The sequence below is a fragment of the Mesorhizobium shangrilense genome, assembly GCF_040537815.1.
GTDB classification, from domain to species: Bacteria; Pseudomonadota; Alphaproteobacteria; order Rhizobiales; family Rhizobiaceae; genus Mesorhizobium; species Mesorhizobium shangrilense.
Map to the genome: position 1 here is coordinate 1 of NZ_JBEWSZ010000008.1, position 15830 is coordinate 15830.

The 15830-nt window shown below is 56.6% G+C and carries 13 protein-coding genes; 6 read left to right on the top strand and 7 right to left on the bottom strand.

What is annotated here, in order from left to right; all coding sequences use genetic code 11:
* Together tnpB and tnpC are read left to right on the top strand one after the other, a co-directional pair.
* The coding region (gene tnpB / locus ABVQ20_RS35035; protein WP_354464399.1) for an IS66 family insertion sequence element accessory protein TnpB at positions 1 to 271 on the top strand (271 nt) is incomplete at its 5' end.
* A gap of 109 nt (positions 272 to 380) precedes the next feature.
* Positions 381 to 1859, top strand: coding sequence for an IS66 family transposase (tnpC, locus tag ABVQ20_RS35040; protein WP_354464537.1), 1479 nt, complete (start codon positions 381 to 383; stop codon positions 1857 to 1859).
* 203 nt (positions 1860 to 2062) lie between these two features.
* On the opposite strand, the gene ABVQ20_RS35045 is transcribed toward tnpC, so the two are convergent.
* The 3 genes from ABVQ20_RS35045 to ABVQ20_RS35055 all read right to left on the bottom strand — a co-directional run bounded on the left by ABVQ20_RS35045 (position 2063) and on the right by ABVQ20_RS35055 (position 6719).
* A complete protein-coding gene (locus tag ABVQ20_RS35045) occupies positions 2063 to 4462 on the bottom strand; it encodes a CDP-glycerol glycerophosphotransferase family protein (protein ID WP_354464400.1) in 2400 nt (799 codons plus the stop codon).
* Positions 4463 to 4800: 338 nt separating this feature from the next.
* The gene (locus ABVQ20_RS35050) at positions 4801 to 5808 is read right to left on the bottom strand and encodes a hypothetical protein (protein ID WP_354464401.1); all 1008 of its coding nucleotides are present in this window, start codon (positions 5806 to 5808) and stop codon (positions 4801 to 4803) included.
* Positions 5805 to 6719, bottom strand: coding sequence for a hypothetical protein (locus tag ABVQ20_RS35055; protein WP_354464402.1), 915 nt, complete (start codon positions 6717 to 6719; stop codon positions 5805 to 5807). Before ABVQ20_RS35055 ends, ABVQ20_RS35050 begins: the two co-directional genes overlap by 4 nt.
* Positions 6720 to 6929: 210 nt before the next feature.
* Here ABVQ20_RS35055 and ABVQ20_RS35060 point away from each other — a divergent pair, with 210 nt between their 5' ends.
* From ABVQ20_RS35060 to ABVQ20_RS35075, 4 genes are all read left to right on the top strand, one after another.
* Positions 6930 to 8021 carry an N-acetylneuraminate synthase family protein gene (locus ABVQ20_RS35060; RefSeq protein ID WP_354464403.1) on the top strand — a complete coding sequence of 364 codons (1092 nt, stop codon included), beginning with the start codon at positions 6930 to 6932 and terminating at the stop codon, positions 8019 to 8021.
* 8 nt (positions 8022 to 8029) lie between these two features.
* Complete coding sequence (locus ABVQ20_RS35065) at positions 8030 to 8905, top strand: LbetaH domain-containing protein (protein WP_354464404.1); 876 nt, start codon at positions 8030 to 8032, stop codon at positions 8903 to 8905.
* Position 8906: 1 nt separating this feature from the next.
* Positions 8907 to 10157, top strand: a complete 1251-nt coding sequence (neuC, locus tag ABVQ20_RS35070; RefSeq protein ID WP_354464405.1) for a UDP-N-acetylglucosamine 2-epimerase — start codon at positions 8907 to 8909, stop codon at positions 10155 to 10157.
* Between the two features lie 78 nt (positions 10158 to 10235).
* On the top strand, positions 10236 to 11744 hold the full coding sequence (locus ABVQ20_RS35075; protein ID WP_354464406.1) for a hypothetical protein: 1509 nt from the start codon (positions 10236 to 10238) through the stop codon (positions 11742 to 11744).
* 209 nt (positions 11745 to 11953) lie between these two features.
* Here the strand turns inward: ABVQ20_RS35075 and ABVQ20_RS35080 are convergent, their stop codons facing one another.
* From ABVQ20_RS35080 to ABVQ20_RS35095, 4 genes are all read right to left on the bottom strand, one after another.
* On the bottom strand, positions 11954 to 12448 hold the full coding sequence (locus tag ABVQ20_RS35080) for a hypothetical protein (protein ID WP_354464407.1): 495 nt from the start codon (positions 12446 to 12448) through the stop codon (positions 11954 to 11956).
* 97 nt (positions 12449 to 12545) lie between these two features.
* Positions 12546 to 12989: a hypothetical protein gene (locus tag ABVQ20_RS35085; RefSeq protein ID WP_354464408.1), complete on the bottom strand. Its 444-nt coding sequence runs from the start codon at positions 12987 to 12989 to the stop codon at positions 12546 to 12548.
* Positions 12990 to 13270: 281 nt separating this feature from the next.
* A complete protein-coding gene (locus ABVQ20_RS35090; protein WP_354464409.1) occupies positions 13271 to 14317 on the bottom strand; it encodes an ABC transporter permease in 1047 nt (348 codons plus the stop codon).
* A 26-nt stretch (positions 14318 to 14343) separates the two neighbouring features.
* Positions 14344 to 15615 carry a tetratricopeptide repeat protein gene (locus ABVQ20_RS35095; protein WP_354464410.1) on the bottom strand — a complete coding sequence of 424 codons (1272 nt, stop codon included), beginning with the start codon at positions 15613 to 15615 and terminating at the stop codon, positions 14344 to 14346.
* Between the last annotated feature and the right edge of the window lie 215 nt (positions 15616 to 15830).

Genomic DNA, 15830 nt, shown 5'->3' on the forward strand with positions numbered 1-15830 from the left:
CGGTTACCGCGCTTCCCAACGCAGGCACCGCGCTGCCCGGAATACGGATGAAAGGGGTGAGTCACCGTCACAAACTGCAACGGGGACGATGAACCGCCTGCATTTCCAAGTGAGTTACAAGCGTCTGGAGGACGGGAAGTTCTGCTGGCCTGCCATCACCGATGGCGTGGTGAGGTTGTCGGCGGCGCAATTGCAGGCGCTCCTGGAAGGGTTGGATTGGCGGCGCGTGCATGACGCCCGCGAGACGCGCGCGCCGGTCGCGGCAAGTTGATTCCATGGGAGGCTAGAGGCGCTGGCAAAGCATTGGAATGCATGATTGAATCGGCTTTGTGAGCAACCCGGCCGAGCCTCAGACCAACGATCCGATCGCGCTTCAGGCGATGCTCGCGGCGGAGCGCGCCGAGAACGAGCGGCTGCGCCAGATCATCAAGGAACTGCAGCGCCACCGCTTCGGCCGCAGGGCAGAGAGCCTGCCGGTCGACCAGCTGCTGCTGGGCCTGGAAGAGGCCGAGCAGATCGAGGCTGAAGGCTTCGCCGCGGAGGACACCGCCGATACTGCCAAGCGCGAGGCTCGCGCCAGGAAGCGCCGCGCCAACCGTGGATCACTGCCCGCGCATCTGCCGCGTATCGAGCAGATCATCGACATTCCCGACAAGATCTGCCCGTGCTGCAAGGGAATGCTGCATGTCATGGGCGAGGATCGCTCCGAGCGCCTCGACATCGTGCCGGCCCAATTCCGCGTCATCGTCACGCGCCGACCGAAATACGCCTGCCGGAGCTGCGAGGAGGTCGTGGTGCAGGCACCGGCTCGGCCGCGGCTTGTCGAGGGCGGCATCCCGACTGAGGCGACCGTCGCCCATGTGCTGGTCTCCAAGTACGCCGACCATCTTCCCCTGTATCGCCAGGCGCAAATCTACGCCCGCCAAGGCGTGAACCTGGATCGCTCGACGCTTGCCGATTGGGTCGGCAAGGCGGCTTTCCTGCTCCGCCCCATCCACGAGCGGTTGTTCGAGCGGCTGAAGGCGTCCGGGAAGCTCTTCGCCGACGAGACCACGGCGCCGGTGCTCGATCCCGGGCGCGGCCGCACCAAGACGGGCCAGCTGTTCGCTTATGCTCGCGACGATCGCCCCTGGGGCGGGATCGCTCCACCTGGCGTCGCCTATCTCTATGCACCCGACCGCAAGGCCGAACAGCCACTGCGGCACCTTCAGGGCTTCGTCGGTATCCTGCAAGTCGACGGCTACGCCGGATACCGGGCGTTGGCCGAGCGCAATGCCGTGAGCCTGGCGTTCTGCTGGGCGCATGTCCGTCGACGCTTCTACGAACTGGCCCAGTCCGGGCCCGCGCCGATCGCCACGGAGGCGCTCCAGCGCATCGCCGAGCTCTACAAGATCGAGAACGAGATACGGGGACGCTCGCCCGAAGAGCGGCGCACCGCGCGCCAGGAGAGAAGCCGCCCCGTCATCGATACCCTCCAGCCATGGCTGCGCGAGAAGCTCGCCCTGGTCAGCCAGAAGAGCAAGCTCGCTGAAGCAATCCGCTACCCGCTCTCGCGCTGGGCCGGACTTGGTCGCTTCCTCGACGACGGCCGCGTCGAGATCGACTCCAACGTCGTCGAACGCTCGATCAGGCCAATCGCCCTCAATCGGAAGAATGCGCTCTTCGCCGGTTCCGACGGCGGTGGCGAGCACTGGGCGACCATCGCCTCGCTCGTAGAAACCGCGAAACTCAACGGCGTCGACCCGTACGCCTACCTCGCCGACGTCATCACCCGCATCGTCGCAGGCCATCCGCAAAGCCAGCTCGACGACCTGCTGCCCTGGGCCTATGCCCCGGCGCCACTCAAGGCCGTGGCCTGAGAACACCGGTTACCAAGAATCAACCAGCGCTAACCGATAGCTTTGCTTTCATTTTGACCACACGAGAGCCATTGACCGAGGAGGCGACCGGGGGCGGCTCCTCATTCCGGCACATGCGCCGAATGAATGAATGAATACACCGTCGCTCGGAACGACGTAGGGCGTCAACAATCAAGACAAATTTCGATTACCATAATCATACACTATGGCAGAGAGATTGCCTTCCACAGGGATATTTCTGAGTCTTCATCAAGCATCTGAGGGTTCATCCTGAAGTATTCTTGACAGGTACGGTAGAACTGCATTGCGGCAGGTCCGCCATTGCGTATATCGAAGATCGCATCGCGCAGGGCGTCCGGTGTTGCTGCCTTAATAGCCACGCCCATCTCGTCGAGCGGGATCGGTGGTCGCTCCTGGTGAAAGTCGGAGGCTATAACCGGCTTTCCGAGCATTGCCGCCTCAAGGCCAGTATTAGAGTAGCGCGTCACGACAATGTCCGCGGAAGCAAGCGATGCTGCGAGCGATCCATCCTTCTCGATCTCGGCGCTCGATCCGAGAGCAGCGGTGAGTGTGGACATACGTGTGATATCTGCGGGTCCTGAGCTAGGGTGAGTGCGAATGATAAGCTGGGCGTCCCGGTGCACTTCCATGATTTTGCATAGCGCAGCGATTACGGGCAGGCACCGATCCATAATCGGAGAGGCCGTAAACAGAATGCGGTAGCGTCCCGGTCCTGGCTTCTCAGCCCGGGCCGCTTTGAGCGAAGCGCTGTAACGCGGTGATCCTCCGATCAAGATTCGTTCCGGCGGTAGCCCGAAGAACGCCCTCATGAGCTGCGCCGAATGAGTGTCGATCACGACTTGTACGTCGCAGTTCGTTGGCTTGTAGCGTCGCCTTGGCCCAATAAAGACAGTCTGGACATCGAAGCTGTTCACACTGGATGGCATTCGTGCTCGGATGTCGGCGGCGAGCATACGAGAGAGCCAGTCGCGTCCTGGCAAGCAGATGAGTCGAGCTGGGGCGGTAATGCGAACAATACTTCTAACATGTGCTGCTGAGATGAGTGTGGCAGGGAGAACTCGTTCAAGTAGACGTCGCAATTGCGGCTCAGAAAAGATAATATAGGGGCGCAGATTTTCCTCAGATCCCTCAAGTAGGGAGGAAAGAATATTTGATCCGTGGTTCTTTAGGCTTTCAGGGGTTTTTTCCCCGGCGATTAATCGGGCCTGGCGCTCCGGCTCTTCCCAGTGGGTAATCTTACGGGAGAAAGGAAGAACATCTGCAACTGAGATAGGAGCCTTGCCAGCCTGTGTTCGAGAAGATGTTGTGTTTACAAGATGCACAGGGCCACTGTTGAGAGCGAGCGGCATTAGCGCCTTGAGATCGACAATGTAGTTTCGATCAAATGGGCGGCCTGCGAAAAGAGTTGCACTCGAGGGCGATATCGGACGCGTATCCGAAGCCTCACCTAGAAGGCCTAGGTCCGAGATCCATCTGACGGCGTCAGACGCAGCCGATTCCGCAGGATGGGTCGGAGCAATGTCGACGTCGTCATAGTCTGTCTCGACAGGTTTCGTCATGCGGATATCGATGGCGACGCCGGGATCGATATTTTGCGCAATTTTCGCCACGCACACCGCGAAAGGAATCGAATCGGTTACGATGGTGATGTGCTTAGGACTGCGTGCAAGGATGGCTTGCTGCGCCGCCCAGACAGGAATCATAGAGGAGAACAAAACATCATCGACGCGTATCGCAGCTTCACGCATGAGATCCGCGAGAGGGGCGAGAGGCGTCCCCTGAAGAATTGCAGTATACCGCTCCATAATTGTCTTAGACAGCCGTGCTGTCTCAGCCGACAGCAGTTCCTCGGCTTCCGAATAAGGACCGGCGACGGTGGCGACAAGAGACGCGCGTTCCGCGAGGCCTGGCGCATCGCGCAGACTGCGCGGAGCAAATAATGTGTCAATCGGAAGAGACGCCCCCATAGCCTGAGGCAGGGGGCCGTCGACTATCACGAAATCAGCATCAAGAGGCTTCCAGTCGACTGCGACTATGCGGCCCTCGCTCCAATTGAAGCATTCAGGTGTCATCGCGACAAGCGACATCATCGCCTGGATTTCTAGCCGCAAATAGCGCTCGGCGACGAACCCCAGATCACCCGCGATGACCAATATCTGCAGGATCAGGAATTCGCTGCGCTGGTCCTCCGAATAATAGCAAGCATCAGCCATGGCACGCAGCGTTTGCAGACGGCCCTCGTTAAGTCGGAGACGGGCGATTATCCGATCCGCACGGATACGTCGGGCGCGAGCGAAACGATCTGCCGGATCCTGGGGAAGAAGGGAAGCCGCGACAAAAGCTAGCCTCGCCTCCCAGTCTTCGACGTTCATCAGAGTGTCGATCAATTGATCTACACGTACGACGGGAGCTAAGACTATTCCGTCGTATTCGGAGGGGTCGACCGCGCTAGCCGAAGGATTGAAAAGCTGAGCAAAAGCAATGGGAAATTGGCCGTCGAGAGTACCGTTCTCCATCGCGACGCGATGAGTTCCGCCGCCTTCCACGAGCTTCCGGGAGGATAGCGGAACCTCTTCGTCCAATCTTTTCCGTCGAACCGAGTTCGCGGACAAAGCGGGAAGAGTTACGATGGCGGGATGGGGTGAAACCGCCGAAGCTGTACTGGGATCGTGCTTTAGGCGACCGAGGCGTCGAGTAAACACAAGTTCGGCTGACTCAAGCGCGATAGGTGACGGCGAATTCAGGAACAAACCCCCTTTGTCCTTCCGTTTCTCGCCAATTGCCTTTATGGCAGCCTGGTCGCGAGCTACTACGGCGTAGTCAAAGACAGCGGCGCGATGAACGAGCCTATGCAAAGGGACATCGGCTCGTATGCTAGCGGCCCCGCCGTCTTCACCCGATGGGCGGATAGCAGGGCTTTTCACGTCGCGGGCTTTTCTATGAAAAAATCGACAGGATCAATTAGAGTTCCCTCACATATGTAACGAGCTGCCCAAAGAACGCATACAGCAACGAGTTCTTCTTGGCTCACGAGCGACAGATCGTCCATGGAAATTCGTCGCTCCATCAACGGATTTGTATAAACATTTAGCCTTGACATAAAGATGCGCCGGGATACCAGCGGCCGAAATCCTCTAAGTAGCGCAGCTACGGCAAGGGGATGGTTATTAGTCATGACGGTAGAAGCTCGGCAGAGAGCTGAGTCAAAACGGTCGAGGGAGTCGTCCGACCAGTAACTGTTTCGACTAACCTGGAATGTTTCTATGGAGGCTCCCGCTCCAATAGCCTCATAGTCAATAGGGATATGACCCTGGTCGGAAAGCTGCGGCGTATCAGGCGTGTTTATAACCAGAGTGGTCGGCGTTATGGGATCCGGGAGTGCGATTCGAGCCGCGACAAAGGCGGCGTCGGCCCTCATCGCGGATGTCATAAGGCCTAAGCCATTCGTAAGTACGACTTCCATCTCGCTTAAGCGACGGGCCGACATCCAAGATGTTGACGGTTCCAGAACGTACCCATAGGCATGCCGGCCCTGATAGGTAAGCCGCGGCAACGGTGCAGGCGACAGACGCAGAATGTTGATTCCGCTGTCGCGCAACGCGACCACATGGCGGCGGCGAGCGGACGGTCCGACGATCGCGGTTGCTCCTAGGCGGATGATCTCGCTCACGCATCCATCGGGATCGGTTCGATTGCTTGCAAAAAGCAAGTCCCATTCCGGATAAGCGTGCTCAACCGTATGCCAAATCAACCGTTCCACACCTAGAACAACACCAATGGGACGAATGTCGGTGTTGGCTGACGAAGGAAAGGTTGTAATAGCGCGCAGGGCGCCCTGGAACGGCTTTGGCAGCGCTCCCGCACGCGCTTGATCACGGACGAAGGAGGTGATGAACCGTCGCAGTTGGTCTTTGTTTTTCCGAATCATGTCGGCTGGAGCATTGAGAACCCCAGTGCAATTAGATCGACGCGCACGCCACGCGGCACGCGCATCGTAAAGTGACGCTGAGAGTTGACACTAAACTCTATCTCCGCGCGCACCACATCTCCTTGACGCGCAACCGTAACGACATTGAGCCCCGACGATTCTCGTGGCAGCGTCATGATCATCACATCACCCGTTCCGCCGGTCGACGTGGCGGATACCTGGAGCCGCAATAGGCGACCCGTGGGGGGCACCATGTCTGTCGCATCGATATCGAGGAGCGTGTCGTCACCGACGATCTCTCGCGCAACATAAAGTGGGCCATAGTTTGTCCGTGTCCAAATGCAAAAGGGTTGTGGCCAACCCTTGCAAATCATCGGCCTGAATCCCGTCGCAGGATCGAAGTAATACGCGATAGGCGCGCTCCGGCGCGCATCGAATGTTGGGTCGATATTGAGCGAATCTGGCCTGTTGATTCGTTGCGAAGACTGATGCCGGGTTAGGATCAGTTGGGCCGTGGCCTCAAGCCCGTTTTTCCCCTCTTTGGACTTACCGATATACACCGGCGTATACCAGCCGGCGAGCGGAAGACCCGAGAACCTCTGGCCGACGGCGTAGACGGCGTTCAAGCCGTCGGTCTCATTTTCGTGCTGGGCGAGATCCTCCCGCGTCAGAGCATTGTCGCGACCGCCTGGACCAACCTTGAGAATGTCGGCGATAATCGAGCGCTCGGTGTAGAGGAGGAATCTGCCGCTATTGTCGGTTGCCGAGCCACGATAGGCACCGATCCGGTCGGCATCGAGCCGCATTGTCTCCATTCCGTTGAGCATTCGCAGGGGGAAATTGAACACTCCCCGGGAGCCTTGCACGGTCGCGGGCGCAGGCGCGCTAACAATGACGGCTAAGAGGCTCAACGACAGTATCCTGTACGCGGACAACGGCATCGGCCACTACCTTGCCGGGGAATGATAATAGGAGCGATGTGAATGTCGGTGGACTGTTAGTGCGGATTTGGCCTATATCACAGTGTCCCTAGGGTACGCTAGTTGCGGCGTGCATCTGCTGTTGTCTTTGTGACTGGAGGCAGGCATGGGAGGGTGCGGCTATTTCGAAAGGGCGTAAGCATGAAAGTCATCGCCGAGATCGGCGTCAATCACGATGGCGACGTCAATATTGCGCTCAAAATGGTTGATGCATGCAAGCGTCTCGGAGCTGACTACGCTAAATTTCAGATTTTTGATGCCGCCAAGCTGGTGACCGCCAGTGCGCGCCGCGCCACGTACCAAACACAAACCGTCGGCGCCGGTTCGCAGTTTGATATGCTAAAATCCCTGCAACTCAGCTACGACGACTTTCGCACCCTCAAGGCATATTGCGACGAAATCGGCATTGCATTTCTAGCCACGCCTTTTGACGAGGATAGCGCCTGTTTCCTCATAGATGATCTCGGTTGCCGTACGATCAAGGTCGGCTCTGGCGATATGGACAATCTTCCGCTACTGCTGCTTGTCGCGTCGAAGGGTGTCGAGATGATTGTCTCCACCGGGATGGCGACCGTAGATGAAATCCGCCGATCGGTTGACGCAATCGCTTATGGGCAGCTCTGCTACAGACGCGGCTCCGATCCCTTTGCGTCGGGTTTTCCCACCATTGACATGATCACGGAAGCGGGCAGGTCTTTGCAAGAAGATGGCACGCTAGCGGCCTTTCTTACCCTCCTACATTGCACGAGTGAGTATCCCGCACATCACCCGACGCTGAATATGTCGGCAATCGTCTTACTTAGGGAAGTATTTCACCCCGTTTCAATCGGATTCTCGGACCACTCAACGGACGACGTTGCCGCAATAATGGCGACCACTCTCGGGGCAACTGTGATCGAGCGCCACATCACTTATGACAAATTGGCCGAAGGCCCCGATCACGGTGCATCGCTTGACGAACGGGAATTCGCGCGCATGATGGATCGTATCAAAGCTACTGCTAATGCGCTGGGGAGCGGGCAGAAGAATCCATCTGACAACGAATTGGCTCTGCGTGGCGTTGCGCGCAAACGTATCGTTGCAGCGCGCCCGATCAGGGCTGGTCAGATCCTTACGCACAAGGATATAGCGCTCAAACGCTCATCCGAGGGACGCCCGGCAGGGGATATCTTTGACGTCATTGGTCGTACCGCGACTGTCGACGTCAACATTGACGATGCAATCAGTACATAAGAAGTTAGATGAGCGAGGCCAGCTATCACTTGGTATTCCTCGGGGCCGGGGGGCATGCGCGCGTCGTTAGCCGCATTTTAACGCGGGCTGCCATTCACTCTGAAGCATGGCGCAACGAGGCCGGTAGCCGACTATTGCCATACAGATATGAGGCTATTCATATAGTTGCCTCTCAGGGAGAAACGAAGGAGATCGTCGAAGTCCTGCTCGTTGCTTTTGGCAATACGCCGGACAGCGCGTCCAATATGGGCGGAAAGGGGGCCATGGTCCACCACCACGCAAGTGATGGCGCTTGCATATCGCATATTGCCGGCCTCCCTGGTCCAGTCAAAATGGTTCTCGTCAATGGTATCGGGCAGCGGGCAACAATAATGAACGATGGCCTGAATCCGCGGCTCACGGCGGTGGATCAATACGAATCAATGCAGTTGGTCAAAGAGGGTTTGACGGTTCTCGAACCGCCGATAGTCGATCCTGCCGCCATGCTACTGGACGCCTATGAGGTTTCCATGGGTGCGCTCAAATCGCGTGGAACAGACGGTCAGATCGCGCATGGCGCACAGGTCCACATAGGCGCCAACCTGAGCGCGCAAGTCTATGTGGGACCACGCGCGATCATCAATACCGGGGCCAACATTGACCATGACTGCCAAATATCCGCCGGAGCTTTCATTGGTCCTGGCGCGATCCTCTGTGGTGGGGTCGTCGTTGGTCAGGCTGCATTTGTAGGGGCGGGCGCTATTGTTCTGCCGGGCGTGAGGATTGGATGTGGCGCCTTGGTTCCGGGAGGAGCCGTTGTCGATCGTGACGTCAAGGACAATGCCGTAGCCGAATCACGTGACGATCGCCGGATGCGTGCCGAACTACGTCGCCAGGATAGTTAAAGTGCAGATTTCCTCAGCAACGCGCCGCATCGCAATCGTGACGACCACTAGGGCAGAGTGGCACTTGCTCGAGCCGGTCGTCAACGAATTCGCCACGAGGTCAGGCCTGGAAACGTTCGTGCTCGCTGGTGGCACCCATCTTAAAAAGGCCTTTGGTATGACTGTTCGGGCCGTCGAAGCATCGAGTCTATGCCCGATCCACCAGGTCGACTTCATGCCGAATGAAAGTATCGCATTATCCGACCATACTGCCATGACGCGGGTCATCGGGCAGGCCGTCATCTCGTTTGCCGACGCCTTTGAACGTTACAAGCCGGACGTGGTCCTTGTACTTGGTGACCGCTTCGAAATCCTGAGTGCAGCTCTAGCTGCTGTGTCAATGCGCATTCCTTTGGCCCACCTTGAGGGCGGTCACGTTACCGAAGGGGCCGTAGACGAGCGCTATCGGAATGCGATAAGTAAACTTGCTGACATTCATTTCCCGGCCCTTTCCGTGCAGGGTGAGCGTCTGCGCTCTATCGGCGAGGTGGAATCGCGAATCGTCACGACAGGGCCAATCGGTGCCTCGCTCGCGCGTCGCGCGGAACCGTTGGCTGCAGTCGACATGGAAACACTTACAGGGTTTAATCCTGAACATCGTGCAATCCTGATCGCCACCATCCACCCCGAGACAGCTTCCACAATGAAAGCTGACCAAATCGCAGATGTCACAAGAAGGGTTGTAGAGGCCGTTCTCGACTTAAAGCTGTCACACAAAGGACCTAAGCCTGCCATCTTGTTTACGCTCGCCAACCTCGACCCCGGCGGGGATATAATCAACAAGGAACTCTACGCCTTGATGAAAAGGTTTCCAGAGGATGTTCATGTTCTGCCGTCGATTGGACACCTCTATATTCAAGCGCTTATGGCGTCCGCTGGAGTTATGGGGAATTCCTCCTCTGGCATTTTAGAGGCCTGCGCCGTTGGCGTCCCGGTACTCAACATCGGTAGTCGCCAAGAAGGACGGGACCGCTACGGCCCCGTAACGGATGTTCCTTGGGATGTCGCGATGATTGTGCCTGAAATCGAGAGCTTGTTGATGGGATTCCAATCCAGGCACATCGGAGATGTTTATCAACCGCGGGGTGGGATCGAGGCAAGACCTGCGCGTTCCGACGCGCCAGACCCATGGGTGATCATCGCTGATCATGTGTCAGGTCTCGATCTGGCAACACTTCGTAGTAAGCCTTCAGCATCCCTAAACCGAAGCTAAATCTTCCGTTTTGACTTTAGAGACGAATAGGCTGCCAGTTCCATCTGAGCCGTTCATAGTATCCGTTTGGAGATCAGATTGAGTGCTCATGCACGACGTGCTTTGTCAGTATCAAGCGCGGCGCTTGAACGGACGTCAGTCCTCTCCATGCTTCGATTACCGCAAATCAGCACCGTACCTGGAGATGGCCAACCCGTCCTTATCAACTCTTCCGAAATAGCCGACCGCCGACTGGGCGGCCGGATGCCGGATTATGTAAGAGGCAAGCACCTCATGCTGAACGGGCGTTCGGAGGAACGTGTCTTTCGTATCGCTTATCAAGTCGCGGAGAAGCTATGCCGACTTCTGCAGGTCAGCGGAACGGGGGTGCCGAAAGAGATTTGCGATCTGGCGTGTCGCCACGCCGCGGCGACCCGATTTCTCGTGATGAACGATCTTGTCGGGCTGCTGCGACCGCTTGTCGATGCGCTGGAAGTTTGCCGTGAAGGTGGTTATGAAGGGCCCTCCTTTCCTTTCCACGAGCGGCTCGCCGCGACAGCCGCAGAGGAGATCAAGGGATGGGACGAGGTGAACAATGGTCACCTATCCAATGCCTCGATGCACGGTGTGCATTTGGGATCAGCGCAATCCCATCTCGTAGATACTTCGTCAATGCTGGGCCTGCCGGATGGCCTGCGCCCGGATATCGTTATCGAGCCGACGACCACTTTTCCTCAGTCATTTCGCCCGATTGGTCTCATTTCGGCTTTCCGTCTCTTACGGCAGGCAAGCGTGCCGCCGGCTCTATCTTTTCTATTGAGCCATGTCGTTCATCGCATCCTGAACGGCCGCCTTGAGCAATTGGCGGGAACCCCTCTGCAGCCTTGCGATCTTGCCGCCCACCCGATCGTCTATTGGACGAATATGTCATTGCGATCCGTATTCCATGCATCTAAGCGCCGGTTGTTAGGACTGCCTACAATCGCTGCACACACAATTTTAATGACGCAATCGGAGCGTTACATCTGCGATGTCTTCGATGCTATCCTTTCGGTCGGAACCGGACAGCCGCTTGGAAATTCGCAGGCATTCCGCGGTAGAAGCGCCATTGAGCCGCGTATGCTGCAATCTTGCGGCCCTGTCATGCTAGCGCTTCAGCCCCAACTGGATATTTTGCGGAATCTGTCGAGGTTCGGCCGCATAGCGGCTGAGGCTGGGCATAACGTCATCGTTCGCCCTCACCCCGCCCATAGACGCGCGCCCCAGGGACTAGTCGTTTGGAGAGAGATGGCTCCGCCTTGGGTCGAAGATTTCGATGTGACGCCGGGGACAGCAAGCCTTGTGGTGACTGGAACAAGCAATTTTGCGATCGAGGCTTGCCTCGCCGGCTGTCCAGTTGTGCTCGTTGCTTCGGACTTCGATCGTTACGCTATCTGGGGCAGGCATCCTGCTCCAGGGCTCCATATCGCGCCAGAACGACTCTTAGCACTTTCAACCCAGGATATCACTAATATCACTCTCTCCGCCTTCCAGGCGACACGATCATTTATCGATTACTATACAAAGCTTCCGGTATTCCATATTCCTGTTGCCTCCGAGGAAGCTTGACCGTCTGGCAGGCGGACGAAGATCCCTGCATTTCACGCTAACTCCGAGTTAGAAGAGAGCACTGTATCGTCGCTGCAAAGAGAAGGACGCCCTGCCATCCGAAGTCTGATAGCGCCGTCCAGGCGGAGTAAGGGCGTCCGAACTAGGAGGCTAGGAAGAGTTGAGGAGCCGCAGCGTAGCGTGATCTCGGATTTTTTGGCCTTAGGTCCCTATCCGCCGTACCGGCGCTCCAGCGCGTCGGCAATTCGCTCGCAAAGCAATTCCGAGGTCACGACTGTGAGGTGGAGACGGAGGCGAACTCCGTGTGTATCAACTAGGGTAGTGACAATACCGCGATCAGAGTACTCGGCGAGCTCGAGGACATCGTCGATGATGAAGTCTGGTATTTCTCGAAGCCTCTTAGAGCGCTCATCCACCGGGCTCTCCTCCCAAATTGGTGGCTTTCCGGGCAGGCCGAGTCTCATTCGCTGGAGTTCGGCGTAGCTCTCGGCAAGGTCTTGAGCGTTGAATAAATGCCGAGTTACGTTGCCATTTTCGACGACCTGAACAATCCATTGGCCGTCGACACTTTTCAATCGAACGTCATTCGGTTCTCCGATAACCATATCCGCGATCCGTTTCGACAATAAAGAACGAGTAATGACAGTGGAAGTCAAAGCCGGCGTATCCGTAGATGAACAACATTCGGCCAACATAATATTCAATTATAGCTTTTCTCTCGGCATGTTCGTCGCAACGCCATGCCAATCCGTTCGATTGATTTAGAGCGCTCCACGCTTCAGCATAAGTCTCTACAGATCGTCAAATCAAATCAACGTCTTCGTACACCAACTCCGGTTCATCCGCCGGTGCCTCTTCACCAACGCTAGGTAATTGAGACGCCATGATCTCGTTACTTATGAACAATTTGCCGTCTGTGATGTTAACAGCGAGGTTCGCAAACGCGCGCGCCACATTGAACTGCCGTGAAGAAAACAAAATGAGACGCCCTGCAACGTGCTCCGACAGCAGTCCCCCGACATAGCGAAGGAATCGCTCAGGAAACGCCGGGTGGGCCAAAGCGCCATCGATGACAAGAATGTCAACATCGATAAACCTTGCCATGGCTATCGATAATGCAAGACGCTGATGAGCTTCAGCCTTGTCGAGCCTGGTTTCAAGTATGTTGGGCCATGGCAGGATACCGTGGAGTTCGCGCAATGCATGGCTCGCATCGAAACCATATATCTCCCCCATGAAATTCACGATTTCAGCCCCACGTACCGGGATCGCAAAGGGACTGGTCCTCCCCACGGGATAGGAGCAACGACCCTCTCTGCTAATGGATCCCAGCGCTGGGTCTCTGCGTCCAACGATCAGATCGACCAGACACCGCCGATCGTTCTCCTCGCCTGTGAGAATATAGCGATCCGCGGCGATGTCGACGCTGGCACCCGATAATACTATTCTGCGGCGAGAAGATCGCCCTACCGGCGAAACCCGCTCAACAAGGTGGACATCCCTTAAGCTTATACGCCCTGCTGACCTCATGCGTATTCCCCGTGTCGTGCGCGGGCACGGCGGTTCATCACGGCACAGCCAAATCCGATAGCCAGCGTAGCGCAAAGGCAAGAGAAGACGTAAACAAACGATGCGTCCGTGCTATCATACGTATAAAACCAGCCACTCCGCGCAAATTGCGATAGGTGCAGGATGGGGTTCCATAAGACATACGCCGCATACTCCCCGGGGACCTGTTCGCTCACAAAGAACAAACCCGAGAATGTCGCTATGATTCGTAGAATCATTACGTAAATTTTTCTAAGCCCTGGATAATAAAGAGAAGCGTGGTATGCAATTAGACCGCTACCAAGCCCAAGGGCGGCAGTCGACGCGAGTGCTCCCGCAAACATCAGCGGATTTTCCGGCAAGCGGGTCACCCCGGCCGCCACGCACCCACCAAGCATGACAATCCCAATGCAGCTATTGACTATCACACCTTTGACCGAAGTTCCCACGATCACATCGAATCGCGAAACGTCGGGGTGATCAATTAAATGTACCAACGCGCCTGGCCCGGCTAGTGCTGCTAAGAAGGTCGTACGGAAGGTAAGCCAGACAATGACCCCAATAACTGCGAATGGAAAGGCCGGCATGTCGAACACTTCTCCACCGTGCAAGAGAAGTGTAGCAAACGTGATCAGGATTACGTGCAGAAGGGGCTCAACAAGCCACCAGAACATACCGAGCCGGTCACTATTCATATCTGTATGGAATCTTAACCCCCATAACGCAGACCAAACTGCCAATGCAGGCGCGCGGCGGGGCGGACGCGGCACATCCACTGCCCCGACAATTCCACTGATCGATTGTATCAGGATTGCGTCCGCGCGTGGACTGCCGACACTAGTACGGACCTTGCGAGCCTGTGACTCGGCAATTTTCTTTCTGCGTCCCGATTCAAAAACAAGGACCTCGATCTCACGCCGGAGACGCTCGACAGGTCCAGTCGCCTGCTCCACATATCTGTTATATATCTCGATCCGCGCAGATGCTTCGGCCTCTCCAGCCATGGAGAGCGCCGATACATCCATGACGGCAGGCTCCTGTGGTTCCCGACTCATCGGTTCCTGACATTATTCGCGGATATGCTCTTCGGGCGCTGCGCAGGAGTGAGCCTTGCACCAGCATATTGTATGATACGCATCATGGCTAAATCTTGTGGGTTGTTCTTGAGAACGGTCATTGCCCGGTGAAGCGCCTGACCATATTCCCCGCGCTCATGGTGTAGTTTTGCCTTGACCCCATTAGCTATCGAGTTTTCAGGCTCGATCAGCAACAGATTCTCAGCGATAGCCTCTGCCCGCCCGTAGTCCTTCGTGCGGAGAAAAAACCGCATAGCGGCGCCACTCACCTCAACGTCAGCGACATTGGCGATACTGTCCCACAAGGCCTCAACCTGGGAAACTACCCCGGCTCTTATGGCCTTCTGGAGGCTTCGATTAAGCTGTGTAATGGCAGCGGAACGCAGCTTAACCGCAACAACGTCGCCTTCATTTTGCGCTAGCACAAGATCCGCGAAGGCGATAACAGCCGCGTAATTCCCAGCAGTGGACGCTGCTTTGAGACCTATTCTGCTCGCGCGATGTACGAGCACCGCATTTTTATCTGTTTTACTACCATCGAGCCGACGCAGATCGTCCACTTGCTCCTCTAGTGAGCGCGACGCAGACGAGGCAACGACGAATTGCGCCGAGATCCTAGGTTGTGTCAGATCGGCATTGGGAAGCCGCGCCAGCGAAACATAAGCCGAAGCAAGGTCGCCCATGTCAAGGCATGCCGCCGCGTGCAATCGCAAGGCCTCGGCATTTCGTGGGTCTTCATCGAGTACCTTCGCCGCGGCCTTCCTCAGTTCGCTTCCCGAAAGTTTACGGGCGGCAACGAGCTCTTTCTCGAACAGACGGGCGAGACCGCTCCGGGCGGACGCATCGTCGGGAGCGATGTCGAGAATACAATGGCAAAGAAGAGCCCTGTGAGCACGACTTTCATCATTCCCACCAGCGGTATTGCGCAACATAGAGTGGCAACGGCGGACGGTTGGGGCAACAAAATCAGCAGCAAGAATTCCTTCTCGTAGGATCATATCACGCAACACGAATACAGCGTCAGCTCTTAGAAGAAGACCGACCACCGATGCTAATGTAGCTTGATCGAGAAGGCCAGCTTGCTTGGCCACCGTGCCAAGGATATCAATGTTTTTGCGCGAAATGCCAATACGGGCAAGTGCCGCAAGGGCGGGCTTGTCCTTGGGTCGCTCAGAAAGGATATCCATATAAATTTTTATCGCGGATTCATGATCGCCTATACGGGTTATGGTCTGCGCCGAAATCATGCGAAAATCCCCACGTCCTGAGCTCGCTTCGCGTCGGCCAACACTGACTGACGCGTCGGATACAGCGAGCTTGGGTGTATCGAGGCGAGCCGGTGTCCGACGGCTCCGCGGCTGTTTCTGCCTCTGTGGCTGGTCCTTACCTACTTCATTTGACATGGAATAGCCTTCTATCTGGGATTTTAGGGCAGTTCTGCATTGCATGTGAGACTAGTCTA

Excerpts from the sequence above, each read along its gene's own strand:
- ABVQ20_RS35065 (WP_354464404.1), top strand. The coding sequence starts at position 8,030 with ATGAGCGAGGCCAGCTATCACTTGGTATTCCTCGGGGCCGGGGGGCAT.
- ABVQ20_RS35095 (WP_354464410.1), bottom strand. The coding sequence starts at position 15,615 with ATGATTTCGGCGCAGACCATAACCCGTATAGGCGATCATGAATCCGCG.
- ABVQ20_RS35090 (WP_354464409.1), bottom strand. The coding sequence starts at position 14,317 with ATGGATGTATCGGCGCTCTCCATGGCTGGAGAGGCCGAAGCATCTGCG.
- ABVQ20_RS35060 (WP_354464403.1), top strand. The coding sequence starts at position 6,930 with ATGAAAGTCATCGCCGAGATCGGCGTCAATCACGATGGCGACGTCAAT.
- ABVQ20_RS35050 (WP_354464401.1), bottom strand. The coding sequence starts at position 5,808 with ATGATTCGGAAAAACAAAGACCAACTGCGACGGTTCATCACCTCCTTC.
- tnpC (WP_354464537.1), top strand. The coding sequence starts at position 381 with ATGCTCGCGGCGGAGCGCGCCGAGAACGAGCGGCTGCGCCAGATCATC.